Below are 25,413 nucleotides of genomic sequence, written 5' to 3'. Positions count from 1 at the left end.
AATTCTTGAAAATGATAGTGCATTCAACCCAGGCACAGGTCGATATGTAACCCTTTGTTTGCCTTTGGTGTGGTGCGGACGCAAAAACAGTGTTATTTACGCTGCCAGACGGCAGCAAAGAAGCCGTCGGTCTGGTGGCGGTGCGGCCACAGGCGCACGAAGCGGCTGCCGGACTCGCCGCCGCTGCACAGGCTGGCGGCTTCGGGCACCTTGAGTTGGGCCAGCAGTTCGCCCGCATCCAGCGGCTCGAAATCGCGGTGGGCCTGGGTGAAAGCTTCGGCAATGGCCTCGTTTTCCTGCGGCAGCATGCTGCAGGTGGCATAGACCAGGCGCCCACCCGACTTGGGCAGGCGGGCGGCGCTCTCCAGGATGGCGGTCTGCTTGACCACCAGCTCCTCCAGCGCCTGGGGCGACTGGCGCCACTTGAGGTCGGGGTTGCGGCGCAGCGTGCCCAGGCCGGAACAGGGGGCATCGACCAGCACGCGGTCGATCTTGCCCGCCAGGCGCTTGACGCGCTCGTCGCGCTCATGCGCGATGGCCGCAGGGTGCACGTTGGACAGCCCGCTGCGCGCCAGCCGGGGCTTGAGCGCGTCGAGGCGGTGGGCCGAAACATCAAACGCGTACAAGCGCCCGGTGCTGCGCATGGTGGCGCCGATGGCCAGGGTCTTGCCCCCGGCACCGGCGCAGAAGTCCACCACCATTTCGCCGCGCTTGGCGTCCAGCAGCAGGGCCAGGAGCTGCGAGCCTTCGTCCTGTACCTCGATGGCGCCACGCTCGAACGCGGGCAGCTTGGTCAGCGCGGGTTTGCCCTGCACGCGCAGGCCCCAGGGAGAATATGGTGTTGCTACGGTTTTGATAGCTGCTTGCGCAAGCTCCTTCTGCACCAGCTCGCGTTTTTCCTTCAAAACGTTGACGCGCAGGTCCAGCGGAGCGCTGGTGGACAAGGCCTGCACCATGGGCCAGAACTCCGCGCCCAGCTGTGCCTTGAGCGGCTCCACCAGCCATTCGGGCAGGTTGTGGCGGTGGCGCTCCATCAGGTCGTCCTGGGAGATCGCATCGCACTGGTCCAGCCACTGCTTTTCGCGCTCGTTCAGCGCGGACTTGAGGAAGTCACGCGGCCCGTGCTGGGCCTGCGGGTTGCTGCGGCGCGCCTCTTCGTCCTGCCAGTGGGCAAAGCCCAGGATGGCCAGGCGCCGCTCCTTGGGGCCGCTGCCCGAGGGCGCCAGGTGGTCGAACAGCAGCTTTTTGCGCAGCACGGCATAGGCCGTTTCGGCCAGGGCGGCGCGCTCGCGCGGGCCGAGTTGGCGGTGGTCGCGAAAAAAGCGGGACACCACGGCGTCGGCCGGGTGTTCCAGGGTCAGGGTCAGGCGCACCAGTTCGGCGCAGGCTTGCAAAAGGGCGTTGGGATGCATGGGTGGGATTGTCCCACCCTTGGGGCTGAGCAGGTCAGCGCACGAACACGGGCTCGGCAGCGTGGCGCTTCAGTTCTTCGGGCGAGCTGGCTTCGTCGGCGTCCATCACCAGCATGGGGCCGGGCATGGAGAGGCTGTTTTCCAGCCGGTGGCACAGCGCCAGGCCTTCGTCGGGCTCCAGGCCGGGCATTTCCACGAACAGCAGGTAGGCCCGGCGCCGGGGAAATTCGCGCAACTGCTTGCGCACCAGCCAGGCGCGCGCCACGTTGCGGTAGCGGGCGAGCTGGGTGGTGAGTTCGGTCTGCTCGAAGGGGCTGAGGTCGTGCCGCACCGCACGGGCAAAGAGCGAGGCGGCCGAGAGCTCCTCCCAGGCGCGGTCCTCGGCCTCCTGGGCGCGCTCCAGGCGTTTGCGCCATTGCTTGTAGGCGGCAGCGTCGTGCTCCATGCCGGGGCGCGAAGTTTCCAGTTCGGCCAGCGCCGTGCGCGCCGCCCACCAGCGGCTGTCACCGTCGCCATCCCAAAGCTGCTCCAGACACTGGAGCTTGCCCTGGCGGTCTTCGTCGGGCAGGCTTTGCACCAGCCCGCGCAGGGCTCCCGCATGCCCTGGGCTGCGCTGCAGCGCCAGTGCGTACAGGGGCTGCACCGGCGCGCGTGGATCAAGGTGGCGTGAGAGGCGCGCCAGTTCCACCATTTCGTCGGCATTGCTCTGGGCCTGTTGGGCCGTGAGCTTTTGCACCCGCTCGCGCACCTGCGCCAGCCAGGCGTGGTGCTGTTTCCATTCGGTGGCATGGTCGCGGCACCATTGCTTGTCGAAATGGGCGATCCAACGCTTGGCGTCGTCACCCAGCAGTTCCATGGCGCTGCCGCCCGACCATTCGGGCAGGATGGGCGGAGCCTCCAGCGACTCAAGCCGGTCGCGCAGGCCGGGGTGGGTGTCGTCCACGTTGCTCAGGCGCTTGAGGGCCTGGCGCAGTGCATCATTGGCAAAAGCCGGCTCGGGCATACGCGCCAGGCGCTTGCGCAGCGAGCGGTACGGCCCCACAGGCACCGGGTGGTCGGCGGCCTTGCTCCAGTGGCGCTCCCAGAAATGGCGCTCCATCCAGGTGCCGCGCACCTCGATCTCGATGAGTGCGGCAGCGGCCACCTCACGACCCACCAGGCGCCCGGCGATGCGGTCGGCCTCGTACTCATCCTGGCGCGCCAGCGCAAAGCTGCGCGCCGCAAAACGTGGCAGGTACCAGCGCATGAAGGCGTTGGACGCTGCGGCCACGATGTTGCCATCGTCACCCAACCCCTGGTGCATGCGCATCCAGGCCATGCGGGTGCGGTAAATCCAGGCGGCAAAGCGGCCGTGGTCGCCGCGCAGGTGGCCGTATTCGTGGCCCAGCACGGCCAGAAAGCGCTGGCGATCGAGCGCCATCAGCAGCGGCAGGCCGATGGTCAGGTGGTTGACCGCGCCGCCCAGCAGGCCGTAGCGCGGCTGCTGGCGGATGCAGGCATTGAACTCGTCGTTGAGGTACACGTGGTGGATGTGCGGGCCCTTGATCTTGCGGCGGATGCGCTCCAGGGCCTCGAACAGGGCAGGCGCCTCCACGGCCGTGATTTCGACACCATCGGGCGCATCGCTGCGCAGCCACAGCGCCTGCAGGCTGGTCCACAGCAGCGTCAGACCGCTGATGAGCACCATCACGAACACCAACTTGAAACGCCCCGCCAGCAAGGGCGGCACCGCCCAGGCCACCATGCCCAGCGCCAACACCAGGCAACCCAGCACCCAGGCGTAGCCCAGCGCCGCAAAGGCCGCCACGCTGCGGCGGTAAGCGCTGCTGTTTTCGGCGCTGGCGATTTCGCTCATGCGCACCATGTGAACGAAATCGGCCTGGTCCATGCGGCAGCCCTCTCCAGTGGATTCGATATGGTCAGCCCGCGATGGTACCGGGGCCCGGCGGCACTTCAGTCCACCGCAGCAGGGCGGACGGCCAAATAGTGCCAAAAACCAACGCTACCGCGCACACCCACTGCGCAAGTAGCTACATTTTTGATAGCAATTGAGCCACCGCCCGCGGGTACACCACATGCTCCTGCGTGAGCACCCGGGCGGCCAGGCTGGCGGCGGTATCGGCGGGCAGCACGGGCACCACGGCCTGGTCCAGGATGGGGCCCACGTCCAGCTCGGCGGTGACCTGGTGCACCGTGCAGCCCGCAAACTTGCAGCCCGCGTCGATGGCCCGCTGATGCGTGTGCAGGCCGGTAAAGGCGGGCAACAGCGAGGGGTGGATGTTGATCAGCCGCCCGGCGTAGTGCGCCACAAAGCCCGGCGTGAGGATGCGCATGAAGCCCGCCAGCACCACCAGCGCCGGGTCATGGCGGTCGATGCGCTCGGCCAGCGCGGTGTCGAAGGCTTCGCGGGTGGCAAAGCGCTTGTGGTCCAGCACCTCGGTGGCAATGCCCTGCGCCTGGGCAAAGGCCAGCCCCGCCGCATCGGCCTTGTTGGACACCACAGCCGCCACGCGGGCGCCCAGGCGCTTGTCCCACTGCTGCTGCTGCGCCGTGCGCACCATGGCCGCCATGTTGGAGCCGCCGCCAGAGATCAGAATCACGATGTTCTTCATTTGCCGTGATTATCCAGGAGCCCCTCCACCATGCCTTTCGACCCCGCCACCCACCCCCTGACCGCCCTGGAAGCCCGCGTGCTCGCCACGCTGATGGAAAAGGCCCGCACCGTGCCCGACAGCTACCCGCTCACGCTGAACGCCGTGGTCACCGGCTGCAACCAGAAGACCGCCCGCGAACCCGTAATGCAGGTGAGCGATGCCCAGGCGCAAGAGGCGCTGGACAGCCTGCGCCAGCGCTCGCTGGTGTTTGAAACCAGCGGCGGGCGCGCCACGCGCTACGAACACAATTTTCAGCGCGTGGTGGGCGTGCCCGACCAGGCCGCCGCACTGCTGGGCCTGCTGATGCTGCGCGGGCCGCAGACGGCGGGCGAGCTGCGCATCAACACCGAACGCTGGCACCGCTTTGCCGACATTTCCTCGGTCGAGGCCTTTCTGGACGAGCTGCGCGAGCGCAGCGCCGACAAGGGCGGCCCGCTGGTCGTGCTGCTGCCGCGCGCCCCCGGCGCGCGCGAGCCCCGCTGGGCGCACCTGCTGTGCGGGCCGGTGGACCTCTGCGCCCTTGCCGCCGCAGCCCCCGCCAGCACCAGCGAGCCCGATACCGCGCTGCAAGAGCGCGTGCAGGCGCTGGAGGCCGAAGTGGCCGCGCTGAAGGACACCGTTGCCCGGCTCTGCGCGGCACAGAACCTGCCGACATAGGAGCCTGCGTCCGGGATGTCTCCATTTGGACAGTGCAAAAACGAACGCCCGTGCTACAAATGCGACTTCTCAGGAGACACACCCTATGGATCTCGCATTCACCCCCGAAGAGCAGGCGTTCCGTGACGAAGTCCGCGCCTGGGTTCGCAGCAACCTCCCCCCGGAGATTTCGCACAAAGTCCACAACGCCCTGCGCCTGACGCGGGACGATCTGCAGGGCTGGGCCAAGATCCTGGGCAAGAAGGGCTGGCTGGCCTCCGGCTGGCCCCAGCAATTTGGCGGCCCCGGCTGGACGGCCGTGCAAAAGCACCTGTTTGAAGAAGAATGCGCGCTGGCCGGTGCGCCGCGCGTTGTGCCCTTCGGCCCCGTGATGGTGGCACCCGTCATCATGGCCTACGGCACGCCCGAGCAGCAGCAGCGCTTCCTGCCCGGCATCGCCAGCGGCGAGGTGTGGTGGAGCCAGGGCTACTCGGAGCCCGGCTCGGGCTCGGACCTGGCCTCGGTCAAGACGCGCGCCGAGCGCGTGGGCAACAAGTACATCGTCAACGGCCAGAAGACCTGGACCACGCTGGGCCAGTACGGCGAGTGGATCTTCTGCCTGGTGCGCACCAGCAACGAGGGCAAGCCGCAGACGGGCATCAGCTTCCTGCTGATCGACATGAAGTCGCCCGGCGTGACCGTGCGCCCGATCAAGCTGCTCGACGGCGAGTGCGAAGTCAACGAGGTGTTCTTCGACAACGTCGAAGTGCCTGCCGAGAACCTGATCGGCGAGGAGAACAAGGGCTGGACCTACGCCAAGCACCTGCTCAGCCATGAGCGCACCAACATCGCCGACGTGAACCGCGCCAAGCGCGAGCTCGAACGCCTCAAGCGCATCGCCAAGGCCGAGGGCCTGTGGGACGACCAGCGTTTCCGCGACCAGATCGCCCTGCTCGAAGTGGATGTGGTGGCCCTGGAAATGCTGGTGCTGCGCGTGCTCTCGGCCGAGAAGAGCGGCAAGAACTCGCTGGACATCGCGGGCCTGCTCAAGATCAAGGGCAGCGAGATCCAGCAGCGCTATGCCGAACTGATGATGCTGGCGGCCGGCCCCTTTGCCCTGCCCTTCATCGAGGAGGCCATGGAAGCCGGCTGGCAAGGCGACTTCCCGGGCGGCAGCGTGGCCCACGCACCGCTGGCCTCCACCTACTTCAACATGCGCAAGACCACCATCTACGGCGGCTCGAACGAAGTGCAACGCAATATCGTGGCTCAAACGGTTCTGGGCTGAGGAGACAAGAACATGGATTTCGATTTTTCTGACGACCAGCAGCAACTGCGCGACGCCGTGCGCAAGTGGGTGGACAAGGGCTACGCCTTCGAGCGCCGCCGCGGCATCGTCGCCGCCGGCGGTTTCGACCGCGCCGCCTATGGTGAGCTGGCCGAGTTGGGCCTCACGGCCCTGACGGTGCCTGAACAGCACGACGGCATGGGCCAGGGCGCCATCGACGCCATGGTGGCCATGGAAGAGCTGGGCCGTGGCATGGTGCTCGAACCCCTGGCGCACACCTTCATCGCCATCAGCGTGCTCTCCCGCTACGCGCCCGCCGACGTGCAGGCCGCCTGGCTGCCGCGCATCGCCAGCGGCGAAGCCCTGGTGGTGCTGGCCCACCAGGAGCGCAAGGCCCGCTACCGCCTCGACGTTTGCGATGCAAAAGCGGCTGCAACGCCCACCGGATATGCGCTGACAGCTACCAAAAGCATAGTCCCCGCCGGCGACCAAGCCGACGCCTTCCTCGTGCCCGCGCAATTGGACGGCCAGATCGCGCTGTTCTTGGTCGAACGCGCGGCCTCCGGCGTCACCACGAGCGGCTACAGCACCCAGGACGGCAGCCGCGCCGCCGAGGTCCAGCTGGCCAACGCCGCCGCCACACTGGTCACCAAGGACGGCCTGGCCGCCCTGGAACTGGCCGTGGACACCGGCATCGCCGCCACCTGCGCCGAAGCCGTGGGCGTGATGGACCAGACCGTGGCCCTGACCGTGGACTACATGAACCAGCGCAAGCAGTTCGGCGTGGCCATCGCCAGCTTCCAGGCCCTGCGCCACCGCGTGGCCGACATGAAGATGCAGCTCGAACTGGCCCGCTCGATGAGCTACTACGCCAGCCTCAAGCTCGGCGCCCCCGCCCCCGAACGCCGCGCCGCCCTGGCCCGCGCCAAGGTGCAGCTGGGCCAGTCCATGCGCTTCGTGGGCCAGCAGTCGGTGCAGCTGCACGGCGGCATCGGCGTGACCGACGAATACATCGGCAGCCACTACTTCAAGAAGCTCACGCAGCTGGAAATGACCTTCGGCGACACGCTGCACCACCTGGGCGAGGTGTCGGCGCGCATGCAGGAGACGGCCGGGGTGTTTGCCTGACGCCCCATCACGCGCGGCACGGGGTCCTGCCTCGTGCCGCCATCGCACGGCGACCGCAGCACGGAAGGCGGTACCCGATGCGGGATAATCATCGGTTTCGTGCCCCCGAATTGCTTGCACGGTTATCTAACTACCCGCATCCGTTCGCAATCCACTTCTTCCCCATGAGCGCCACAGCGACCGACCCCAATCTGAAACACTTGCACACTGCCCGCGAGCAGATCGCCAAGGGCGACCTCAAAGCAGCGGCACAGACGCTAAACCAAGCCAACAAGCAATCACCTCGGGATCCTCGGGTCTTCCTGTTGTCTGCACTCATGGCGGAGAAATCGGGCAACATCAATGGTGCATTTGATGCCCTCAGGCACTCCTTGACCATAGCCCCGGACTGGGCCCCTGGTCAGCTAGAACTGGCTCTTCTGCATGCGCGCAGAAACCAGTTTCCTCAGGCCATCGAAATAGCAGAAAAAGTAGCCCGCCAAGAACCGAAGAATCCACTGGTTCTGGCGGGTGCAGTGGACATCGCGCATCGCGCAGGCGATCTTGAAATGGCTGTGCGCCATCTGCGCAGGGGTTTGGAACTGATGCCTGGTGATGTCACCCTGCGCCGCACACTGGCCCGCGACCTGGGCAGCATGGGGCAACACGACCAAGCCATTGCCCTCTGGAACGGCCTGATCGAGGAAAACCCATCCGATGAGCAAGCCCTGCTCGGAAGACTACAAGCCCGGATCGCTAGCGGTCACCCCGAACAAGGCATCGCTGATGCCTCTCGGCTATTGGAAGCTGCACCCCATGACCCGGTTTATTCCTACTTTTCCGACCTAGCCCATGGCAAGACTCCGCTGCACCAGCCCGTCGAGCTAAGCCGGGGGCTATTCGATGGGCTAGCCGACATGTACGACATGCGCATGGTGCATGGGCTCAAATACCAGCTTCCCCGACAGGTGGCAGAGAAAATCACGGCACTCTATCCCGACAAGAACCTCAACATTCTTGACCTAGGCTGTGGAACAGGATTGCTAGGCGTTTTTCTTGGCGAGATCGACGGTTTCCTGATTGGCGTGGATATTTCACGCAAGATGATCGAGCAAGCAGCGCGCCATGGCGTCTATGCCCGCTTCCACACCGTGAACCTGCTGGACGCACTGAAAGAAACGCCTGATGCAATCTACCAGGTAATAACTGCGCTAGATGTCTTCATCTATGCTGGTGACCTGACCCAAGCCATTCCCGACGCATACCGCATCCTGACACCGGGAGGCCATTTGATGTTCTCCTGCGAAGCCGCTACCGAAAACGGCCCGGATCTGGTCCTGCAATCCAGCGACCGCTACGCCCACAAGCGCAGCCATGTCGAAGCACTATGCAAGAGCGCCGGCTTTGCATCGATGGAAGTGCAGGACACCGTGCTGCGTCTTGAAAACAATGCCCCGATCAACGGTTTTTTGGTTATTGCACGCAAGGCTGCCTAACCACACCACTTCGCCGCCCACAGCGTCATTTACTGCATGGAATCAGCCCGTGCCCATTGCGGGCACGGGCTTTTTTTTACCCGGCTGTGCGAGGAACGCCGGACAGCGCCACACCCAGCCTCCGCTCAAGCCAGCAACCGCGACGACTTGGGCACATGCGCCATCAGGAATTCCATTTGGTCGGCCAGGATGCGGCGGTTGCGCAGGATGAAGTCTTCCCACAGACTGGGCACGTAGGGCGCGTACAGCAGCGGCATGTGGGCCTGCTCGGGCGTGCGCGGGCCCTTGCGGTGGTTGCAGGGGCGGCAGGCGGTAACCACGTTCATCCAGTGGTCCTGCCCGTTCCGTGCAAAGGGCACGATGTGCTCGCGCGTGAGGTCTTCCTCGTGGAAATGGCCGCCGCAGTAGGCGCACACATTGCGGTCACGGGCATACAGCTTGGCGTTGGTGAGGCTGGGGTGCAGGTCGAAGGGGTTGATGGCGGGCACGCCCTTGGTGCCGATGATGCTGTTGACGGCTATGACCGACTGGCGCCCCGTGAGCGCGTTGTGACCGCCGTGAAAAACGGCAATCTCACCACCGGACTCCCAGCGCACTTCCCCTGCGGCATAGTGGATCACCGCCTGTTCCAGCGAGATCCACGACTGGGGCAAGCCCTGGGCAGAGAGCTTCAAGACCTTCACGACACGCCTCCTCGAACAACAAAGCCAACAAGGAATGGATGCAGATGTCAGGTGCCAGACCTGCGCGCGCTCGGGCGGCTGGAACGGCTGCGTCACAATATACGCTCATTTCAAGTCAAATCGATGTCCTGCGCCGAAGGGCTGTGCGCCAGGCGCTACCAAAAAGATACCGCTCCATGAAGATTTTCCGAGGACTGCGCCATCCGGACATCGCTCCCGCCTGTGCGCTCACGATCGGTAATTTCGACGGCGTGCACCGTGGGCACCAGGCGATGATTGCGCTGCTCAATGGCGAAGCGGCCCAGCGCGGCGTGCCCAGTTGCGCACTCACCTTCGAGCCGCACCCGCGCGACTATTTCGCCGAGACCCAGAAAAAGCCCGAACTGGCCCCAGCCCGCATCGGCACACTGCGCGACAAACTCTCGGAGCTGGCGCGCTATGGGGTGCAGCAGGCCGTGGTGCTGCCCTTCGATGCCCGGCTGGCCTCGCAGTCGCCGCAAGCCTTCATCGACGAGGTGCTGGTGCGCGGCCTGGGCGCGCGCTATGTGCTGGTGGGCGACGATTTCCGCTTCGGCAAGCAGCGCGCGGGCGACTACGCCATGCTCGACGCCGCCGGCCAGGCCCAGGGCTTTGACGTGGCGCGCATGATGAGCTACGAGGTGCACGGCCTGCGCGTCTCCAGCTCCGAGGTGCGTGCGGCGCTGGGTACCGGACGCATGGAGGACGCAGCGCAACTGCTCGGCCGCCCCTACGCCATTTCGGGCCACGTGGTGCACGGGCGCAAACTCGGGCGCCACCTGGGCGCCAGCGGGGACAGCGCGGGCGATGGCTTTCGCACCCTCAACCTGCGCTTTGCGCACTGGAAGCCCGCCGCCAGCGGCATCTTCGCCGTCCTGGTGCACGGTCTGTCGGAGCATCCGCTGCCCGGCGTGGCCAACCTGGGCATCCGCCCCTCGCTGGACCCGAACGACGTCAACGGCGGCCGCGTGCTGCTCGAGACCCATTGCCTGGAGTGGCCAGAGCACCTGGGCGCCGAAGGGGCCTACGGTAAAATCATCCGCGTGGAACTGCTGCACAAACTGCACGACGAACTCCGGTACGACAGCCTCGATGCCCTCACCCAAGGCATTGCGAAGGACTGTGCCGATGCGCGCGCCTGGTTCGCCGCCCACGCCGAAACCCGCCGCCAGACCACGCGCGACCGAATTTGACGCGTTGGCACCGCCCGCCGCCTTTCGACAGGCTCTGGCAGGCACATCGCCAACACCCTGCCCCGCTTGCCGGGCCGCACCTGGCCCAGGCCCAGAGCTTGTCGAGTCCAGAAACCCCCTTTCGCCATGTCCGACGCCAACACCCCCGACTACCGCAGCACCCTGAACCTGCCCGACACGCCCTTCCCCATGCGCGGAGACCTGCCCAAGCGCGAGCCCGGCTGGGTGAAGGAATGGGACGAAAAAGGCATCTACAAGAAGCTGCGCGACGCCCGCTGCGGCGCGCCCAAGTTCATCCTGCACGACGGCCCGCCTTACGCCAACGGCCAGATCCACATCGGCCACGCGGTGAACAAGATCCTCAAGGACATGATCACCAAGGCGCGCCAGCTCGAAGGCTTCGACGCGCTCTACGTGCCCGGCTGGGACTGCCACGGCCTGCCGATCGAAAACGCCATCGAAAAGCTCCACGGCCGCAATCTGCCTCGCGACGAGATGCAGGCCAAGGGCCGCGCCTTCGCCACCGAGCAGATCGCCCAGCAGATGGAGGACTTCAAGCGTCTGGGCGTGCTCGGCGAATGGGACAACCCCTACAAGACCATGAACTACGCCAGCGAGGCGGGCGAGCTGCGCGCCTTGAAGCGCGTGATGGAGCGCGGCTACGTGTACCGCGGCCTCAAGCCCGTGTACTGGTGCTTCGACTGCGGCTCCTCGCTGGCTGAGTTCGAGATCGAGTACCAGGACAAGAAGAGCCAGACGCTGGACGTTGCCTTCAAGGCGCACGACCCGGCCAGGCTCGCCGCCGCCTTCGGCCTGGCCGCGCTGGAGAAGGACGCCTTCGCCGTCATCTGGACCACCACCGCCTGGACCATCCCCGCCAACCAGGCGCTCAACCTCAACCCCGAGCTGCCCTACGCGCTGGTGGACACCGAGCGCGGCCTGTTCGTCATGGCCGCCACGCTGGTCGATGACTGCATGGCGCGCTGGGGCCTGCAAGGCCAGGTGCTGGCCGTGGCCCAAGGCGAGAAGCTCGCGGGCATCGCGTTCGAGCACCCGCTGCACGACGTGCACGAGGGCTACCGCCGCCTCTCGCCCGTGTACCTGGCCGACTACGCCACGGCCAGCGACGGCACGGGTATCGTGCACTCCTCGCCCGCCTACGGCGTGGAAGACTTCAACTCCTGCGTGGCGCACGGTGTGAAGTACGACGACATCCTCAACCCCGTACTGGGCAACGGCCGCTACGACGAGTCGCTGGCCCTGTTCGGCGGCATGAACATCTGGAAGGCCTGCCCCGTCATCATCGAGACGCTGCAGGCCGCCGGCCGCCTGATGGGCACCACCACCATCACGCACAGCTACCCGCACTGCTGGCGCCACAAGACGCCCGTGATCTACCGCGCCGCCGCTCAATGGTTCGTGCGCATGGACGAGGGCGAGGGCGTGTTCACCAAGGACAAGGCCCCCGGCACGCTGCGCCAGACGGCCCTGGCCGCCATCGAGCAGACGAGCTTCTACCCCGAAAACGGCAAGGCCCGCCTGCGCGACATGATCGCCGGCCGGCCCGACTGGTGCATCTCGCGCCAGCGCAGCTGGGGCGTGCCCCTGCCCTTCTTCCTGCACAAGGATTCGGGCGAGCTGCACCCGCGCACCATGGAGATCATGGACCAGGCGGCCACCATCGTCGAGCAGGGCGGCATCGAGGCCTGGAGCCGCGTGACGCCCGAGGAAATCCTGGGCGCTGAAGATGCGCAGCACTACACCAAGAGCACCGACATCCTGGAGGTGTGGTTCGACTCCGGCTCCACGTTCTGGCACGTGATGCGCGGCACGCACGCCGGCATGCACCACGACAGCGGCCCCGAGGCCGACCTCTACCTTGAAGGCCACGACCAGCACCGCGGCTGGTTCCACAGCTCGCTGCTGCTGGCCAGCGCCATCTTCGGCCGCGCGCCCTACCGCGGCCTGCTCACGCACGGCTTCACGGTGGACGGCCAGGGCAAGAAGATGAGCAAATCGCTCGGCAACACGGTCTCGCCGCAGGAGGTGAGCGGCAAGCTGGGCGCCGAGATCATCCGCCTGTGGTGTGCCGCCACCGACTACTCGGGCGACCTGGCCATCGACGACAAGATCCTGGCGCGCGTGGTGGACGCCTACCGCCGCATCCGCAACACGCTGCGCTTCCTGCTGGCCAACGTGAGCGATTTCGACCCGGCCCGGGACGCCGTGCCCTTCGAGCAGATGCTGGAGATCGACCGCTACGCGCTCACGCGCGCCGCGCAGTTCCAGCAGGAGGTGCTGGCGCACTATCGTGGCTACGAATTCCACCCCGTGGTCGCCAAGCTGCAGCTCTACTGCTCGGAAGACCTGGGAGGCTTCTACCTCGACGTGCTCAAGGACCGCCTCTACACCACCGCCCCCAAGAGCCTGGCACGCCGCAGCGCCCAGACCGCGCTGCACCAGATCACGCACGCCATGCTGCGCTGGATGGCGCCCTTCCTCTCGTTCACGGCCGAGGAGGCATGGAAGGTGTTCGGCAGCTCCGAATCCATCTTCCTTGAAACCTACCAGACCCTGCCCTCGGGCGACGAGGGCCTGGCCGCCAAGTGGGAGCGCCTGCGTGCCATCCGCGACCTGGTGAACAAGGAAATCGAAGGCGTGCGCGCCGCGGGCCAGGTGGGTGCATCGCTGCAGGCCTGCGTGGAGCTGACAGCCCCGCCCGAAGACCATGCGCTGCTTGCCAGCCTGGGCGAGGACCTGAAGTTCGTGTTCATCACATCTACTATCAAATTGATAGCTGGTAGCGCAATGAATATAAGCATTAAAGCCAGTTCTGACCAAAAATGCGAGCGCTGCTGGCATTACCGTGCCGACGTGGGCCAGGACGCCGCCCACCCCACGCTGTGCGGCCGCTGCACCAGCAACCTGTACGGCGCCGGTGAACACCGGACCTGCGCCTGAGCATGGCGCGCGCTGCTTCGGGCGCCCGCGCCAGCCTGTGGCCCTGGCTGGCATGGGCGCTGCTCATCCTGATCGCTGACCAGTTCACCAAGACGCTGATTCTGGGCTACTACCAACTGGGTGACAGCACCTATGTCACCAGCTTCTTCAACATCGTGCGCGCGCACAACACGGGCGCGGCCTTTTCCTTTCTGGCCAACGCCGGTGGATGGCAGCGCTGGTTCTTCACTGGGATTGGCGTGGCAGCGACGCTGTTCATCGTGTGGCAGTTGCGCCAGCACCCGGACCAAAAGCTGTTCGCCTTCTCGCTCGCCAGCATCCTGGGCGGCGCGGTGGGCAACGTGGTGGACCGGTTACTCCACGGCTACGTGGTCGATTTCCTCGACTTCCACTGGAGCTTTCTGTCGGGCATGTTCCACGGCGGGCATTTCCCAGCCTTCAACATTGCCGATGCTGGGATCAGCGTAGGCGCGGCCTGCCTGATCCTGGACGAGCTGCTGCGGGTAAGAAAGACGTAACAACCCCCTGTGGCGCTGCGCGCCTTCCCCCTTCTCTCGGCTATCGCCGGGAAGGGGGACGCCACCAGCGCGGCGGGGCGGCCCTTGCGCGGTGGCTGCTGGCCTGGGCCGCGCCTGTTTACACGCTCTAAATGGCGTTCAAGGGCCAGCGTGGCTTGACGTCGAAGGCATAGTCGCGGTTGGCCTGCTGCTGGCCCGACTGCAGGCGCATGGCCGCAGCCAGGGCGATCATGGCGCCGTTGTCGGTGCACAGGTGCAGTTCAGGGTAGTGCACACGCACGCGGCGCTTGGCGCAGGCCGCGTCGAGCTGCTCGCGCAGCAGGCGGTTGGCGCCCACGCCCCCAGCCACCACGATACGTTGCAGGCCGGTTTCCTGCAGCGCCGTGAGCGACTTCTTCACCAGCACATCGACGATGGCCGCCTGCGTGCTCGCGGCCAGGTCGGCCTTGCGCGCCTCCAGATCGTCGCCGAGCTTGCGCGCCTGCGTCAGTACCGCCGTCTTCAGCCCGGCAAACGAAAAATCGAGGTTGCCGCTGTGCAGCAGCGGGCGCGGCAACTTGAAAGCCGCCGGGTCGCCCTGCAGCGCCAGGCGCGAGAGCGCCGGGCCGCCGGGGTAGCCCAGGCCCATGAGCTTGGCAGACTTGTCAAAGGCCTCGCCCGCCGCGTCGTCAATGGTTTCGCCCAGCAACTCGTAGCGGCCCACGCCATCCACCCGCATGAGCTGCGTGTGACCGCCCGATACGAGCAGGGCGACAAAGGGAAACTCCGGCGGATCGGCGCTCAGGAAGGGCGAGAGCAAATGCCCCTCCAGGTGGTGCACGCCCAGCACGGGCTTGCCCAGGGCCATACCCAACGCACAGGCCACGCCCGCCCCCACCAGCAGCGCCCCGGCCAGGCCCGGGCCGCGGGTATAGGCCACCACATCCACCTCGGCCAGGCTGCGCCCGGCCTCGTTCAAAACGCCCGTGGTGAGCGGCAGCACGCGCCGGATGTGGTCGCGGCTGGCCAGTTCCGGCACCACGCCGCCATAGGCCTGGTGCATCTCGATCTGGCTGTGCAAGGCATGCGCCAGCAATGCGGGCACCCCGCTGCCCTGCGACTGCACCAGCGCCACGCCGGTTTCGTCGCACGAAGATTCGATGCCCAGCACCAACAGGTTTTTTTGCACTTCCATGGTGGGCGCAAGTGTAGGGCTTGCGCCCGACCCTTCAGAAGGCATCGGGTTGGTTCACCCCGCCTCAGTGCTGCGACAAAGCCTTTTGTCCTGCGCCCGCGAGCGCCGCAGGCGCCATGGACTGTGCGGAGGCCACGGACACTGCGGGAGCCGCACGCCGCATCTCACTGCCCTGCTGGAGTCGGAACGTGGCGGCCAGGTGCGCCAGATTGCGCGCCTGTTCCTGCAGCGCGCTGGATGCGGCCGAGGTCTCTTCCACCAGTGCGGCGTTTTGCTGGGTCACCCCATCAAGGTGTGCCACGGCCTGGTTGATCTGGCCCAGCCCCATGGACTGCTCGCGGCTGGCGGAGGCGATCTCGTCCACGATGTCGGCCACGCGTTGAATACCGCTGACGATCTCCTGCATGGTCGCGCCCGCCTGGGCGACCTGCCCGCTGCCGACCTCGACCTTGGCCACCGAGTCGGAAATCAGCGTCTTGACCTCCTTGGCCGCCTCGGCGCTGCGCTGCGCCAGGCTGCGCACCTCGCTGGCCACCACAGCAAAGCCCCGGCCCTGCTCGCCCGCGCGGGCCGCCTCCACGGCGGCATTGAGCGCCAGGATGTTGGTCTGGAAGGCAATGCCGTCGATCACGCCGATGATGTCCACGATCTTGCGCGAGGACGTGTTGATCGCCTCCATGGTGTCCACCACCTGTGCCACCACCGTGCCACCGCGCTGGGCCACGCCTGTGGCCGATGCGGCCAGCTTGCTGGCCTGCGCCGCGCTGTCGGCATTCTGCTGCACGGTGCCCGAGAGCTGCTCCGTGGCCGACGCCGTCTGCTCCAGTGCACTGGCCTGTTGCTCAGTGCGCGACGCAAGATCGCGCGTCCCTTGCGCCACATGCGTGGAAGCGCCCGCGATGGTGTCGGCACCACCATGCACCTGCGCGATCACATGGTGCAGGTTGCTACGCATGGTTTCCATCTGGGTCAGCATGGCACCGATTTCATCCTTGCCTTCGGAGGCTATGCGCTGCGTCAGATCGCTGGCGGCAATGGCCGCCGCAGCCGTATTGGCGGTGCGAAAGCCCGTGGCCAGGCGCGCCAGCAGCAGCACGCCCATGGCCGAGGCAGGCAGGCCCAGCAAGAGGATGGCGAGCGCAAAGACCAGCAGGCCGATTTCGTAGCGTTGCTGCGCGGCCTTGTAGGCGGCATCTGCCAGGTGAACCTGGTGATCGCGGAACCCCGCCAAGGACTTGACCAAGGTCTCACCTTCCGTGCGTCCCGCAGCCAGGAAACCGGCCATGATGTCTGGGCTGAAATTCCCCTTTTCGATCGCAGCGACCACGGCACCGAGCTTCTCGGTCCAGGCCTTGCGATGCACACGCGCGGCATCGAGCAGGCGCTTCTCGTCGGGGTCCGCAATGCCTTGATCCATGGCCTTGAACAGGTCGTCGGCCTTGGCGCGATTGGCTGCAATCGCCTCCAGGTGCATGTGGGTGGGGTGTCCGTGGATGCTGGCCAGCACACTCTCCGGGGCATGCTGAAACGCCAGCAGCACCTGCAGGCGGTTCTGCACAGTGATGTCGATGGCCTGGTCGGCCAGCAAAGCCCGGTACATGGCCTCATCGTGCAAGGTCTTGAGGCTGTCGCGCGCCGAAGACAAGCCCCAGAGGCTCACCCCGATGATCGCGGCCAGGGAAAGCCAGAAAAAGCACAGCACGATGACGAAACGTTGGGTGATCCTCAGGTTGTTCAGCATAGAAAAAATACTTCCAATGGGCAGAAGCTATTGGACAACAACACTCCGTACATCAACTTACACATTTCCGAGCACGCCACTGGGCATTTTTTGATGGCCTCTTGAAAAACCGCCTTTGGCACGCATGGGACAATCACGCCCCATGACTCCGGAACAGTACGTTCAGCAAAAGGCCGCAGCTTCGGGCAGCAGCTTCTATTACGCCTTCCTGTTCCTGCCCCGGCCCCGGCGCGAGGCCATCACAGCGTTTTACGCCTTTTGCCGCGAAGTGGACGACGTGGTCGATGAGGTCTCGGACCCTGGCGTGGCCCACCGCAAGCTGGCCTGGTGGCAGGGCGAGGTGGCCCAGGCCTTCAAGGGACAACCCACGCACCCGGTCACGCAAGCGCTGATGCGCCATGCGGGCGCCTACCAGATCGAGCCGCGCCACTTGCTGGGAGTGATCGAGGGCTGCCAGATGGACCTGGAACAAAGCCGCTACCTCGACTACCTCGGCTTGCAACGCTATTGCCACCTGGTGGCCGGTGTGGTGGGTGAGGTGGCGGCGCGCATTTTTGGCCAGACGCAGGAAGCCACCACGCAGTACGCCCACACGCTGGGGCAGGCCTTGCAGCTCACCAACATCATCCGCGACGTGGGCGAAGACGCCATGCGCGGGCGCATCTACCTGCCCGTCAACGAGTTGCAGCAGTTCGACGTCAAGGCCCACGAAGTCCTCAAGCGCGAGTATTCCGAGCGCTTTGTGGCACTCATGCGCTTTCAGGCCGAGCGTGCGCACCGCCTGTACGACCAGGCACTGGCCCTGCTGCCCGCCGCCGATCGGCGCGCGCAGAAGCCTGGGCTGATGATGGCCAGCATCTACCGCACGCTGCTGCGCGAGATCGAGCACGAGAACTTCCAGGTGCTGCACCAGCGCATCAGCCTCACGCCGCTGCGCAAGTTCTGGCTCGCGTGGAAGATGCAGGCCCTGGGCCGCATGTAGTCAGGGCCGACCCCATGCACATCGCCATTTTGGGCGCGGGCTGGGCCGGCCTGGCCGCCGCACTGGAACTGACCCAGGCCGGACACCAGGCCACCGTCTTCGAAGCCGCGCGCACCGTGGGCGGCCGGGCGCGGGCGCTGCCCGTGCCGCTGCCCGATGGCCGCACGCTGGTGCTGGACAACGGCCAGCACATCCTCATCGGCGCCTACTCCGAAACGCTGCGCTGCATGCGCCAGGTGGGCGTGGATGAGCAAGCCGCGTTGCTGCGCCTGCCCCTGGCGCTGCGCTTTCCCGACGGCAGCGGCCTGCAGTTGCCCGATGCGCCCGCCCCTTGGAACGCCCTGCGCGGCATTGCCGCCGCACGCGGCTGGCGCTGGGCCGACCGATGGGCACTGCTGCGCACGGCCCATGCCTGGCAACGCAGCGGCTTTGCCTGCGAGGCCCAGGACACCGTGGCCGACCTGTGCCATGCCCTGCCCCAGGGCCTGAAGGACAGCTTCATCGACCCGCTGTGCGTGGCCGCACTCAACACCCCGGCGGACCAGGCCAGCGGCCAGGTTTTCCTGCGAGTGTTGCAGGACAGCCTGTTTGGCGGACGCGGCAGCAGCGACCTGCTGCTGCCGCGCCAGGATCTGGGCCAGGTGTTTCCGCAGGCGGCGCTGGAATGGCTGCAAGCCCACGGCGCACTGGTGCGCCTGGGCCAGCGCGTGCAATCGCTCGGCGCTGCACCCCAGGGCAGCGGTTGGTTGGTCGATGGCGTACCCTTTGACGCCGTGCTGCTGGCCACCCCCAGCACCGAAGCGGCGCGCCTGGTCTCGCAATGCGCGCACACCGCACCCTATGCCTGGACCGTTGCGCTGTGCGACTGGGCCGCCAATGCCCAGGCCCTGCGCTTCGAGGCCATCACCACCGTCTATCTGCAGGCCGTACCCGGCACAGGGGGGCGCACCCTGCCCCTGCCCATGCTGGCTTTGCGCAGCAGCCCACAGGCACCTGCGCAGTTTGTCTTTGACCGGGGCATGCTGGGCGGCCCCAGCGGCCTGCTCGCCTTTGTGGCCAGCGCCAGCCAGGGCGAGCGTGAGCACATCACCCAGCAGGTGCTGGCGCAGGCACGCACGCAGCTGGGCCTGGTGCAGGCAGAGCCCGTGCAGACCGTGGTGGAAAAACGCGCCACCTTTGCCTGCACACCGGGTTTGCAGCGCCCGACGGCCCAGGTCGCCCCGGGCCTGTGGGCCTGCGGCGACTATGTGCAGGGGCCCTACCCGGCAACGCTGGAGGGTGCGGTACGCAGCGGGATGGAGGCGGTGCGCGGCCTGCTGGCACCGGCCTGAACCCGCCTGCGCGCAGGCGTCAGACGCTCAGTGGTCGTCCGCCGGACCGTGGGACTTGCTCAACAGCCGGTCGGTGAGCGCGATGGCCAGGGCGCTGAGCAGGAACACCACGTGGATGATGGTCTGCCACATCAGCACCTTGACGTCATAGTTGGCGGCGTTGATGAAGGTCTTGAGCAAATGGATCGAACTGATGCCGATGATGGCCGTGGCCAGCTTGACCTTGAGTACCGAGGCGTTGACGTGGCTGAGCCACTCGGGCTGGTCGGGGTGGTCTTCCAGGTGCAGGCGGCTCACAAAGGTTTCGTAGCCGCCCACGATGACCATGATGAGCAGGTTGGAGATCATCACCACATCGATCAGCGCCAGCACCACCAGCATGATGATGGTCTCGTTCAGCGCCGTGATCTGCACATCGGTCTTGTAGCCAATGCTGGTGATCAGCGCCTGCAGCGCCTTCTCGTTGCCAAAGGCCGCCTCCAGCAGGTGCACCAGCTCCACCCAGAAGTGGAACACGTACACCGCCTGTGCCGCGATCAGGCCCAGGTACAGGGGCAACTGCAGCCAGCGGCTGGCAAAAATCAGGGAAGGCAGGGGGCGCATGGCTGCGCTCTCGCGGCGGTCTGAGGTCATGGCAAGGGGAGTGGGAAAAGGGTCGCAGATTGTAGAAGACACCGCCGCCGCCTGCCCACCCGCCAACCAACCGCCCCGCAGGGCGTAGCCATTTACATATCAAAAATGGCTACAGCGCCCATGGATAAAGCGCAGGTAGCTATATTTTTAATAGCAAATTCAGAAACTCTCCCAATCGTCGTCCTTGGGTGCCGCCGAACGGGCCGGTGCGGGCGCTGCCGCAATGCGCTGCGGCGCTGGCGCTGCGGGGGCCTTGGCGGACTTGGCTGCACCGGGCAGTGCCGACTTGGCCCGCGCAGGTGCCGCAGCCGCCTTGGGACTGGCGGGCGCTGGCGCGGAAGGACGGGCAGGTGCTGCCGGACGGTGCGCCGCCAGGGCACCCACGTTGAACACCGACACCACCTCGCTCAGGCGCTGAGCCTGGTCGCGCAGCGAAGTGGCGGCGGCGGTCGATTGCTCGACCAGCGCGGCGTTCTGCTGCGTCATCTGGTCCAGGTGGGTGACAGCCTGGTTGACCTGGGCAATGCCGTCGCGCTGCTCGGTGGACGACGCGGTGATCTCGCCGATCAGGTCGCTCACACGCTGCACGCTGGCCACGATCTCGTCCATGCTTTGACCCGCCTCGGCCACCTGCTGGGAGCCGGTCTCCACGTTCTCGACCGAGGCGTTGATGAGCTGCTTGATCTCCTTGGCAGCCTCGGCGCTGCGGCCAGCCAGGGATCGCACCTCGCTGGCCACCACGGCAAAGCCCCGTCCCTGCTCGCCCGCACGCGCGGCTTCCACGGCGGCGTTGAGCGCCAGGATGTTGGTCTGGAAGGCGATGCCGTCGATCACGCTGATGATGTCGGAGATCTTGCGCGAGCTGTGTGTGATCTGCTCCATGCTGGCCACCACCTGGCCCACCACCTGCCCGCCGCGCGTGGCAGCCTGCGCGGCATTGGCGGCCAACTGATTGGCCTGGCGCGCGGTGTCGGCCGACTGGGTGACCGTGGCGGTCAGCTCTTCCATGCTGGCCGCCGTTTGCTCCAGATTGGAAGCCGTTTGCTCGGTGCGCGCCGACAGATCCTGGTTGCCGGTCGCGATTTCGGACGAGGCCAGCGACACGGCCTCCACCCCCGTGCGTACTTCACCCACCACGCCGCGCAAGCGGTCTGCCATGCGCGAGAGGGCGCGCAGCATGTGGCCGAATTCGTCCTTGCGTTCGGAGCGCAGCTCCTGGGTCAGATCGCCAGCGGCGATTGCATCGATCATCGCGCTCGCCTGGTCCAGCGGCACGGTGATGGAACGCACCAATTTCCAGGCCAGGGACAGAACCACCGCCATCAGCAGTGCCGAGGCCATCAGCCCTTCGACGGCATAGCGCGTGCGGCGGCCCTGGGCTTCGGCCACAACCACTTCGCGGCGCTTTTGCAACACATCGACAAAGGCCTCCTGCGCCTTGAGGTACTTGGCCACCAGCGGCGTCAGTTCATCATCGGCAAAGCGCTGCGTCTCCACCGCATCGCCCGCGCCCTTGAGTTCCCAGGTCTTGGCCGTGGCCGCCAGCACGGCCTTGCGCTCGGCCAGCACCTGGTCCAGCACCGCCTTCTCCTGGGGGTCGGTGGTCTGGGCAACGATGCGCTCCTGGACCTTGTTGATGGCGCCAATGATCTCCTTGACCTTGGCGTCGAACTGTTGTGCCAGCACCGCGTCGGTGGTGACCGCTGCGCCCATCAGCATGTTCACCGCCGTCTCGGTGGCGCCGCGCCAGCGCACGGCCTCGGTGACGCGGCCTTCGATGGCGATCACTTCGTCAATGGCCTGCGCCATGGAACTGTTGGCACGGTATTGCTGGAAGCCCGAAATCACCAGCATGATGACCATGAGCACCAAAAACATGCCCCACAGCTTGCGGGACACACGGATATTGTCGAGTTGCATGGTTCTCTCCGAAAGCACAGGGCGGCTGTCGCGCCCCTGTTCGTAGATTACGCCAGCCAAGGCCCCGCACAGCACCTGCGCAGGCAAGGACAAACCCGTAGAATGGACTGGTGACCCATACCTACTCCAACCCCGACCTGCACTGCCACAGCACTGTTTCCGATGGCACGCTGGAGCCTGAGGTCGTGGCGGCCAGGGCGCGGGCCAATGGGGTGGATTTGTGGGCCCTGACAGACCACGACGAGGTGGGCGGCCTGCAGCGTGCCGCCGCTGCCGCCAAGGCGCAAGGCCTGGCTTTTTTGACAGGGGCAGAGATCTCGGTCACCTTTGCCAACACCACGGTACACATCGTGGGCCTGGGCTTTGACGCCAGCGACGAACGCCTGGTGCAGGGCCTGCGCCAGACCCGCGGCGGGCGCGGCGAACGCGCCCAGGAAATGGCAGCCCAACTGGCCCAGGTGGGCATTCCCGGTGCCTACGAGGGCGCGCTGCGCTACGTGGGCAACCCGGAGCTGATCTCGCGCACGCACTTTGCGCGCTTTCTGGTCGAGCAGCGCGTGTGCCGGGACACGGGCGAAGTGTTCCGTCGCTTCCTCACCGAAGGCAAGCCCGGCTTCGTGCCGCACCGCTGGGCCCGCCTGGGCGACGCGGTGCGCTGGATCTGCGACGCAGGCGGTGTGGCCATCATCGCCCACCCCGCCCGCTACAGCCTGAGCGCCAACGAAGAGTTTGCGCTGTTCTCCGAATTTCGCCAGCACGGCGGCCAGGGCGTGGAGGTGGTCACCGGCAGCCACACCACGGCCGAATGCGCCACCTATGCCGGCATGGCGCGTGAGTTCGGCCTGGCGGCCTCGCGCGGCAGTGACTTCCACAGCCCCGACGAATCCCACACCGACCTGGGCACGCTGCCACCACTGCCGGGCGATCTCACCCCCGTGTGGGATTTGCTGGCAGACCGCATCCAACACGCCTGACCCATGGCCCAGTATTTCGAAGTCCATCCCGAGAATCCACAGCCGCGCCTGCTCAAGCAGGCCGCAGCCCTGTTGCACAAGGGCGGCGTGCTGGCCGTGCCCACCGATTCGAGCTACGCGCTGGTGTGCCACCTGGACGACAAGAACGCCGCCGACCAGTTGCGCCGCATCCGGCAGGTGGACGACAAGCACCACCTGACGCTGCTGTGCCGCGACCTGTCGGAGCTGGCCAGCTACGCGCGCGTGGACAACCGGCAGTTCCGCCTGCTCAAGCTGGCCACACCGGGGGCCTACACCTTCATCCTCGAAGCCACCAAGGAAGTGCCGCGCCGCGTGAGCCACCCCTCGCGCAAGACCATCGGCCTGCGCGTGCCCGAGCACAAGACACTGCAGGAACTGCTGGCCCTGCATGGCGCGCCGCTGCTGGCCACCACGCTGATCCCGCCCGGCGAGAGCGAGCCGCTGAACGACGCCCACGGCATCCGCGAGCAGTTCGAGCATGCGCTGGCTGCCGTGGTTGATGCGGGGGCCTGCCCGTCCGAGCCCACCACGGTGATCGACCTCACCCCCATGGGCGCGGGCGACGAGCCCGAGGTGGTGCGCGAAGGGCGCGGCAGCCTGCAGGCCCTGGGCCTGTGATCGCCCCACGGCGTGGGCGGCCCCGCGCGTCTGAGACAATCGCGCGGTGGACCCTTCCAATCTCATCCAAACCGTTCTGATCTACGCCCTTCCGGTGCTGTTTGCCATCACCGTGCACGAGGCGGCCCATGGCTATGCGGCGCGCCACTTTGGCGACAACACCGCCTACATGATGGGGCGCATCACGCTCAACCCCATCAAGCACATCGACCCCGTGGGCACCATCCTGATGCCGCTGCTGCTGTACTTCGCCACCTCGGGCGCCTTCCTGTTCGGTTACGCCAAGCCAGTGCCGGTCAACTTTGGCAACCTGCGCAAGCCCAAGCAGCACATGGTGTGGGTGGCGCTGGCGGGGCCAGCGTCCAACTTTGTGCAGGCGGTGCTGTGGGCCGTGTTCCTGGTGCTTCTCGTGGGCCTGGACATCGACGAGCGCTTCTTCCTTGAAATGGCGCGCGCCGGGGTGCTGGTCAACCTGGTGATGTGGGCGTTCAACCTGTTCCCGCTGCCACCGCTGGACGGCGGGCGCATTCTGGTGGGGCTGCTGCCCTGGAAGCAAGCGCACCTGGTGTCGCGCATCGAACCCTGGGGCTTCTTCATCGTCATGGGTCTCGTGATTGCAGGCGTGGTAGGCAGCCTGTGGCTGCGCCCGCTGATGAACCTGGGCTACGGCATCATCAATCTGCTGCTCATCCCCATCACCGCATTGATGCGCTGAGCCTGTTTTTTCCTCCCTCCTGCTGACTTCGTCCCCATGAGCACCACGCGTTTTCTCACCGGCATCACCACCACGGGCACTCCCCACCTGGGCAACTACGTGGGCTCCATTCGCCCCTCGGTCCAGGCGAGCCTGCGGCCCGGCGTGCAGAGCTTCTACTTCCTGGCCGACTACCACGCGCTCATCAAGTGTGAAGACCCAGTGCGCATCCAGCGCTCCACGCTGGAGATCGCGGCCAGCTGGCTCGCTGCGGGCCTGGACCCGGAGAAGGTGGTTTTCTACCGCCAGTCCGATATTCCGGAAATCCCCGAACTGACCTGGCTGCTGACCTGCGTGACCGGCAAAGGCCTGCTCAACCGCGCCCACGCCTACAAGGCAGCGCAGGACAAGAACCAGGCGGCCGGGCGCGAGCCGGACGACGGCGTGACCGCGGGCCTGTTCATGTACCCCGTGCTCATGGGCGCCGACATCCTGATGTTCAAGGCACACAAGGTGCCCGTGGGGCGCGACCAGGTGCAGCACATCGAGATGGCGCGCGACATGGGCGCCAGCTTCAACCACCTCTACGGCGAGCACTTCGTGCTGCCCGAAGCGGTGATCGACGAGCACGTGGCCACCCTGCCCGGCCTGGACGGCCGCAAGATGAGCAAGAGCTACGACAACACCATCCCGCTGTTCTGCAGCCGGGAGCAGTTGCGCAAGCTCATCCAGGGCATCGTGACCGACTCGCGCGCGCCGGGCGAACCCAAGGACACCGAAGGCTCGGCCCTGTTCCAGATCTACCAGGCTTTTGCCACCCCCGAGCAGACCGAGGCCCTGCGCCAGGCCTACGCCGCAGGCATTGCCTGGGGCGATGCCAAACAGCAGTTGTTCGAGCATGTGGACGGCATCGTGGCCCCCCTGCGCGAACGCTACGAGGCGCTGATCCAGGACCCTGCCCGCATCGAAGCCACGCTGCTGGCTGGCGCCCAGCGCGCCCGCGAGATGGCCACCCCCTTCCTGCGCGAACTGCGTGCCGCCGTGGGCCTGCGCAGCCTGGCCCAGGGCAGCAGCAACGCCAAGACCGCGAAGGCCGCCAAGACCGCACTGCCCGCCTTCAAGCAGTACCGCGAAAAGGACGGCAAGTTCTACTTCAAGCTCGTGGCGGCCGACGGTCGCCTGCTGCTGCAAAGCACCGGCTTCGACGCCCCCAAGGACGCCGGGCAGGCCATCGCGTTGCTGCAACGCGAGGGGCTGGGTGCTTTGGCAGAGCGCTGCACACTGACCGAAGGCGCGGCGCAGGCAGAGGTACAGGCCGCGCTCCAGGCCCTGGCCGAGGCCGCAGTGGCCAAGGAATAG

The 25,413-nt window shown here is 66.4% G+C and carries 21 protein-coding genes; 13 read left to right on the top strand and 8 right to left on the bottom strand.

Annotation, left to right across the window (positions count from 1 at the left end):
• Window positions 1-92: 92 nt before the first annotated feature.
• The 3 genes from MJ602_RS12120 to purN all read right to left on the bottom strand — a co-directional run bounded on the left by MJ602_RS12120 (window position 93) and on the right by purN (window position 4,024).
• A complete protein-coding gene (locus tag MJ602_RS12120; protein ID WP_243021039.1) occupies window positions 93-1,412 on the bottom strand; it encodes an RsmB/NOP family class I SAM-dependent RNA methyltransferase in 1,320 nt (439 codons plus the stop codon).
• A 34-nt stretch (window positions 1,413-1,446) separates the two neighbouring features.
• Window positions 1,447-3,300: a M48 family metallopeptidase gene (locus MJ602_RS12115; RefSeq protein ID WP_243021038.1), complete on the bottom strand. Its 1,854-nt coding sequence runs from the start codon at window positions 3,298-3,300 to the stop codon at window positions 1,447-1,449.
• 142 nt (window positions 3,301-3,442) lie between these two features.
• Window positions 3,443-4,024, bottom strand: a complete 582-nt coding sequence (gene purN, locus MJ602_RS12110) for a phosphoribosylglycinamide formyltransferase (protein WP_243021037.1) — start codon at window positions 4,022-4,024, stop codon at window positions 3,443-3,445.
• Window positions 4,025-4,054: 30 nt separating this feature from the next.
• On the opposite strand from purN, the gene MJ602_RS12105 reads away from it, so the two are divergent.
• From MJ602_RS12105 to MJ602_RS12090, 4 genes are all read left to right on the top strand, one after another.
• The gene (locus MJ602_RS12105) at window positions 4,055-4,723 is read left to right on the top strand and encodes a YceH family protein (protein WP_243021036.1); all 669 of its coding nucleotides are present in this window, start codon (window positions 4,055-4,057) and stop codon (window positions 4,721-4,723) included.
• An 85-nt stretch (window positions 4,724-4,808) separates the two neighbouring features.
• A complete protein-coding gene (locus MJ602_RS12100; RefSeq protein WP_162016881.1) occupies window positions 4,809-5,990 on the top strand; it encodes an acyl-CoA dehydrogenase family protein in 1,182 nt (393 codons plus the stop codon).
• Window positions 5,991-6,002: 12 nt separating this feature from the next.
• Window positions 6,003-7,118, top strand: a complete 1,116-nt coding sequence (locus tag MJ602_RS12095) for an acyl-CoA dehydrogenase family protein (protein ID WP_243021035.1) — start codon at window positions 6,003-6,005, stop codon at window positions 7,116-7,118.
• A 164-nt stretch (window positions 7,119-7,282) separates the two neighbouring features.
• Window positions 7,283-8,593 (top strand): tetratricopeptide repeat protein, encoded by a 1,311-nt coding sequence (locus MJ602_RS12090; RefSeq protein ID WP_243021034.1) that lies wholly within the window; start codon window positions 7,283-7,285, stop codon window positions 8,591-8,593.
• A 125-nt stretch (window positions 8,594-8,718) separates the two neighbouring features.
• On the opposite strand, the gene MJ602_RS12085 is transcribed toward MJ602_RS12090, so the two are convergent.
• Window positions 8,719-9,276, bottom strand: coding sequence for an HNH endonuclease (locus MJ602_RS12085; RefSeq protein ID WP_243021033.1), 558 nt, complete (start codon window positions 9,274-9,276; stop codon window positions 8,719-8,721).
• A gap of 176 nt (window positions 9,277-9,452) precedes the next feature.
• Here MJ602_RS12085 and MJ602_RS12080 point away from each other — a divergent pair, with 176 nt between their 5' ends.
• From MJ602_RS12080 to lspA, 3 genes are all read left to right on the top strand, one after another.
• Entirely contained in the window at window positions 9,453-10,487 is a 1,035-nt protein-coding gene (locus MJ602_RS12080) for a bifunctional riboflavin kinase/FAD synthetase (protein ID WP_162016884.1), read from the top strand.
• A 126-nt stretch (window positions 10,488-10,613) separates the two neighbouring features.
• Window positions 10,614-13,448 carry an isoleucine--tRNA ligase gene (gene ileS, locus MJ602_RS12075; RefSeq protein ID WP_243021032.1) on the top strand — a complete coding sequence of 945 codons (2,835 nt, stop codon included), beginning with the start codon at window positions 10,614-10,616 and terminating at the stop codon, window positions 13,446-13,448.
• A gap of 2 nt (window positions 13,449-13,450) precedes the next feature.
• Complete coding sequence (gene lspA / locus MJ602_RS12070; protein WP_243021031.1) at window positions 13,451-13,966, top strand: signal peptidase II; 516 nt, start codon at window positions 13,451-13,453, stop codon at window positions 13,964-13,966.
• Window positions 13,967-14,093: 127 nt separating this feature from the next.
• On the opposite strand, the gene tsaD is transcribed toward lspA, so the two are convergent.
• Together tsaD and MJ602_RS12060 are read right to left on the bottom strand one after the other, a co-directional pair.
• Window positions 14,094-15,140 (bottom strand): tRNA (adenosine(37)-N6)-threonylcarbamoyltransferase complex transferase subunit TsaD, encoded by a 1,047-nt coding sequence (tsaD, locus tag MJ602_RS12065; RefSeq protein ID WP_279236199.1) that lies wholly within the window; start codon window positions 15,138-15,140, stop codon window positions 14,094-14,096.
• 64 nt (window positions 15,141-15,204) lie between these two features.
• The gene (locus MJ602_RS12060) at window positions 15,205-16,881 is read right to left on the bottom strand and encodes a methyl-accepting chemotaxis protein (protein WP_243021030.1); all 1,677 of its coding nucleotides are present in this window, start codon (window positions 16,879-16,881) and stop codon (window positions 15,205-15,207) included.
• Between the two features lie 142 nt (window positions 16,882-17,023).
• Here MJ602_RS12060 and hpnD point away from each other — a divergent pair, with 142 nt between their 5' ends.
• The gene (hpnD, locus tag MJ602_RS12055; protein ID WP_059400354.1) at window positions 17,024-17,863 is read left to right on the top strand and encodes a presqualene diphosphate synthase HpnD; all 840 of its coding nucleotides are present in this window, start codon (window positions 17,024-17,026) and stop codon (window positions 17,861-17,863) included.
• A 14-nt stretch (window positions 17,864-17,877) separates the two neighbouring features.
• The gene (hpnE, locus tag MJ602_RS12050; RefSeq protein WP_243021029.1) at window positions 17,878-19,194 is read left to right on the top strand and encodes a hydroxysqualene dehydroxylase HpnE; all 1,317 of its coding nucleotides are present in this window, start codon (window positions 17,878-17,880) and stop codon (window positions 19,192-19,194) included.
• A 27-nt stretch (window positions 19,195-19,221) separates the two neighbouring features.
• Here the strand turns inward: hpnE and MJ602_RS12045 are convergent, their stop codons facing one another.
• Together MJ602_RS12045 and MJ602_RS12040 are read right to left on the bottom strand one after the other, a co-directional pair.
• The gene (locus MJ602_RS12045) at window positions 19,222-19,827 is read right to left on the bottom strand and encodes a TIGR00645 family protein (protein WP_059400356.1); all 606 of its coding nucleotides are present in this window, start codon (window positions 19,825-19,827) and stop codon (window positions 19,222-19,224) included.
• A 159-nt stretch (window positions 19,828-19,986) separates the two neighbouring features.
• The gene (locus tag MJ602_RS12040; RefSeq protein ID WP_243021028.1) at window positions 19,987-21,747 is read right to left on the bottom strand and encodes a methyl-accepting chemotaxis protein; all 1,761 of its coding nucleotides are present in this window, start codon (window positions 21,745-21,747) and stop codon (window positions 19,987-19,989) included.
• A 110-nt stretch (window positions 21,748-21,857) separates the two neighbouring features.
• Between MJ602_RS12040 and MJ602_RS12035 the strand changes: the two genes are divergently transcribed.
• The 4 genes from MJ602_RS12035 to MJ602_RS12020 are packed head-to-tail and all read left to right on the top strand — an operon-like array spanning window position 21,858 to window position 25,413.
• Window positions 21,858-22,721, top strand: coding sequence for a 3',5'-nucleoside bisphosphate phosphatase (locus tag MJ602_RS12035; RefSeq protein ID WP_162016891.1), 864 nt, complete (start codon window positions 21,858-21,860; stop codon window positions 22,719-22,721).
• Between the two features lie 3 nt (window positions 22,722-22,724).
• Window positions 22,725-23,360: an L-threonylcarbamoyladenylate synthase gene (locus tag MJ602_RS12030; protein WP_243021027.1), complete on the top strand. Its 636-nt coding sequence runs from the start codon at window positions 22,725-22,727 to the stop codon at window positions 23,358-23,360.
• A 46-nt stretch (window positions 23,361-23,406) separates the two neighbouring features.
• Window positions 23,407-24,075, top strand: a complete 669-nt coding sequence (locus MJ602_RS12025) for a zinc metalloprotease (protein WP_162016893.1) — start codon at window positions 23,407-23,409, stop codon at window positions 24,073-24,075.
• Window positions 24,076-24,111: 36 nt separating this feature from the next.
• A complete protein-coding gene (locus tag MJ602_RS12020) occupies window positions 24,112-25,413 on the top strand; it encodes a tryptophan--tRNA ligase (RefSeq protein WP_243021026.1) in 1,302 nt (433 codons plus the stop codon).

The sequence above is a fragment of the Simplicispira sedimenti genome (assembly GCF_022760965.1).
Lineage (GTDB): Bacteria > Pseudomonadota > Gammaproteobacteria > Burkholderiales > Burkholderiaceae_C > Simplicispira > Simplicispira sedimenti.
This window is presented reverse-complemented; position numbering and strand designations above follow the sequence as displayed.

What these genes read in the sequence shown, in the direction of transcription:
- MJ602_RS12100 (WP_162016881.1), top strand. Translation starts at nt 4,809, where the DNA reads ATGGATCTCGCATTCACCCCCGAAGAGCAGGCGTTCCGTGACGAAGTC.
- MJ602_RS12030 (WP_243021027.1), top strand. Translation starts at nt 22,725, where the DNA reads ATGGCCCAGTATTTCGAAGTCCATCCCGAGAATCCACAGCCGCGCCTG.
- MJ602_RS12040 (WP_243021028.1), bottom strand. Translation starts at nt 21,747, where the DNA reads ATGCAACTCGACAATATCCGTGTGTCCCGCAAGCTGTGGGGCATGTTT.
- MJ602_RS12090 (WP_243021034.1), top strand. Translation starts at nt 7,283, where the DNA reads ATGAGCGCCACAGCGACCGACCCCAATCTGAAACACTTGCACACTGCC.
- hpnD (WP_059400354.1), top strand. Translation starts at nt 17,024, where the DNA reads ATGACTCCGGAACAGTACGTTCAGCAAAAGGCCGCAGCTTCGGGCAGC.
- MJ602_RS12080 (WP_162016884.1), top strand. Translation starts at nt 9,453, where the DNA reads ATGAAGATTTTCCGAGGACTGCGCCATCCGGACATCGCTCCCGCCTGT.
- MJ602_RS12095 (WP_243021035.1), top strand. Translation starts at nt 6,003, where the DNA reads ATGGATTTCGATTTTTCTGACGACCAGCAGCAACTGCGCGACGCCGTG.
- MJ602_RS12060 (WP_243021030.1), bottom strand. Translation starts at nt 16,881, where the DNA reads ATGCTGAACAACCTGAGGATCACCCAACGTTTCGTCATCGTGCTGTGC.
- MJ602_RS12115 (WP_243021038.1), bottom strand. Translation starts at nt 3,300, where the DNA reads ATGGACCAGGCCGATTTCGTTCACATGGTGCGCATGAGCGAAATCGCC.
- MJ602_RS12045 (WP_059400356.1), bottom strand. Translation starts at nt 19,827, where the DNA reads ATGACCTCAGACCGCCGCGAGAGCGCAGCCATGCGCCCCCTGCCTTCC.
- lspA (WP_243021031.1), top strand. Translation starts at nt 13,451, where the DNA reads ATGGCGCGCGCTGCTTCGGGCGCCCGCGCCAGCCTGTGGCCCTGGCTG.
- hpnE (WP_243021029.1), top strand. Translation starts at nt 17,878, where the DNA reads ATGCACATCGCCATTTTGGGCGCGGGCTGGGCCGGCCTGGCCGCCGCA.
- ileS (WP_243021032.1), top strand. Translation starts at nt 10,614, where the DNA reads ATGTCCGACGCCAACACCCCCGACTACCGCAGCACCCTGAACCTGCCC.
- MJ602_RS12020 (WP_243021026.1), top strand. Translation starts at nt 24,112, where the DNA reads ATGAGCACCACGCGTTTTCTCACCGGCATCACCACCACGGGCACTCCC.
- tsaD (WP_279236199.1), bottom strand. Translation starts at nt 15,140, where the DNA reads ATGGAAGTGCAAAAAAACCTGTTGGTGCTGGGCATCGAATCTTCGTGC.
- MJ602_RS12105 (WP_243021036.1), top strand. Translation starts at nt 4,055, where the DNA reads ATGCCTTTCGACCCCGCCACCCACCCCCTGACCGCCCTGGAAGCCCGC.
- MJ602_RS12120 (WP_243021039.1), bottom strand. Translation starts at nt 1,412, where the DNA reads ATGCATCCCAACGCCCTTTTGCAAGCCTGCGCCGAACTGGTGCGCCTG.
- purN (WP_243021037.1), bottom strand. Translation starts at nt 4,024, where the DNA reads ATGAAGAACATCGTGATTCTGATCTCTGGCGGCGGCTCCAACATGGCG.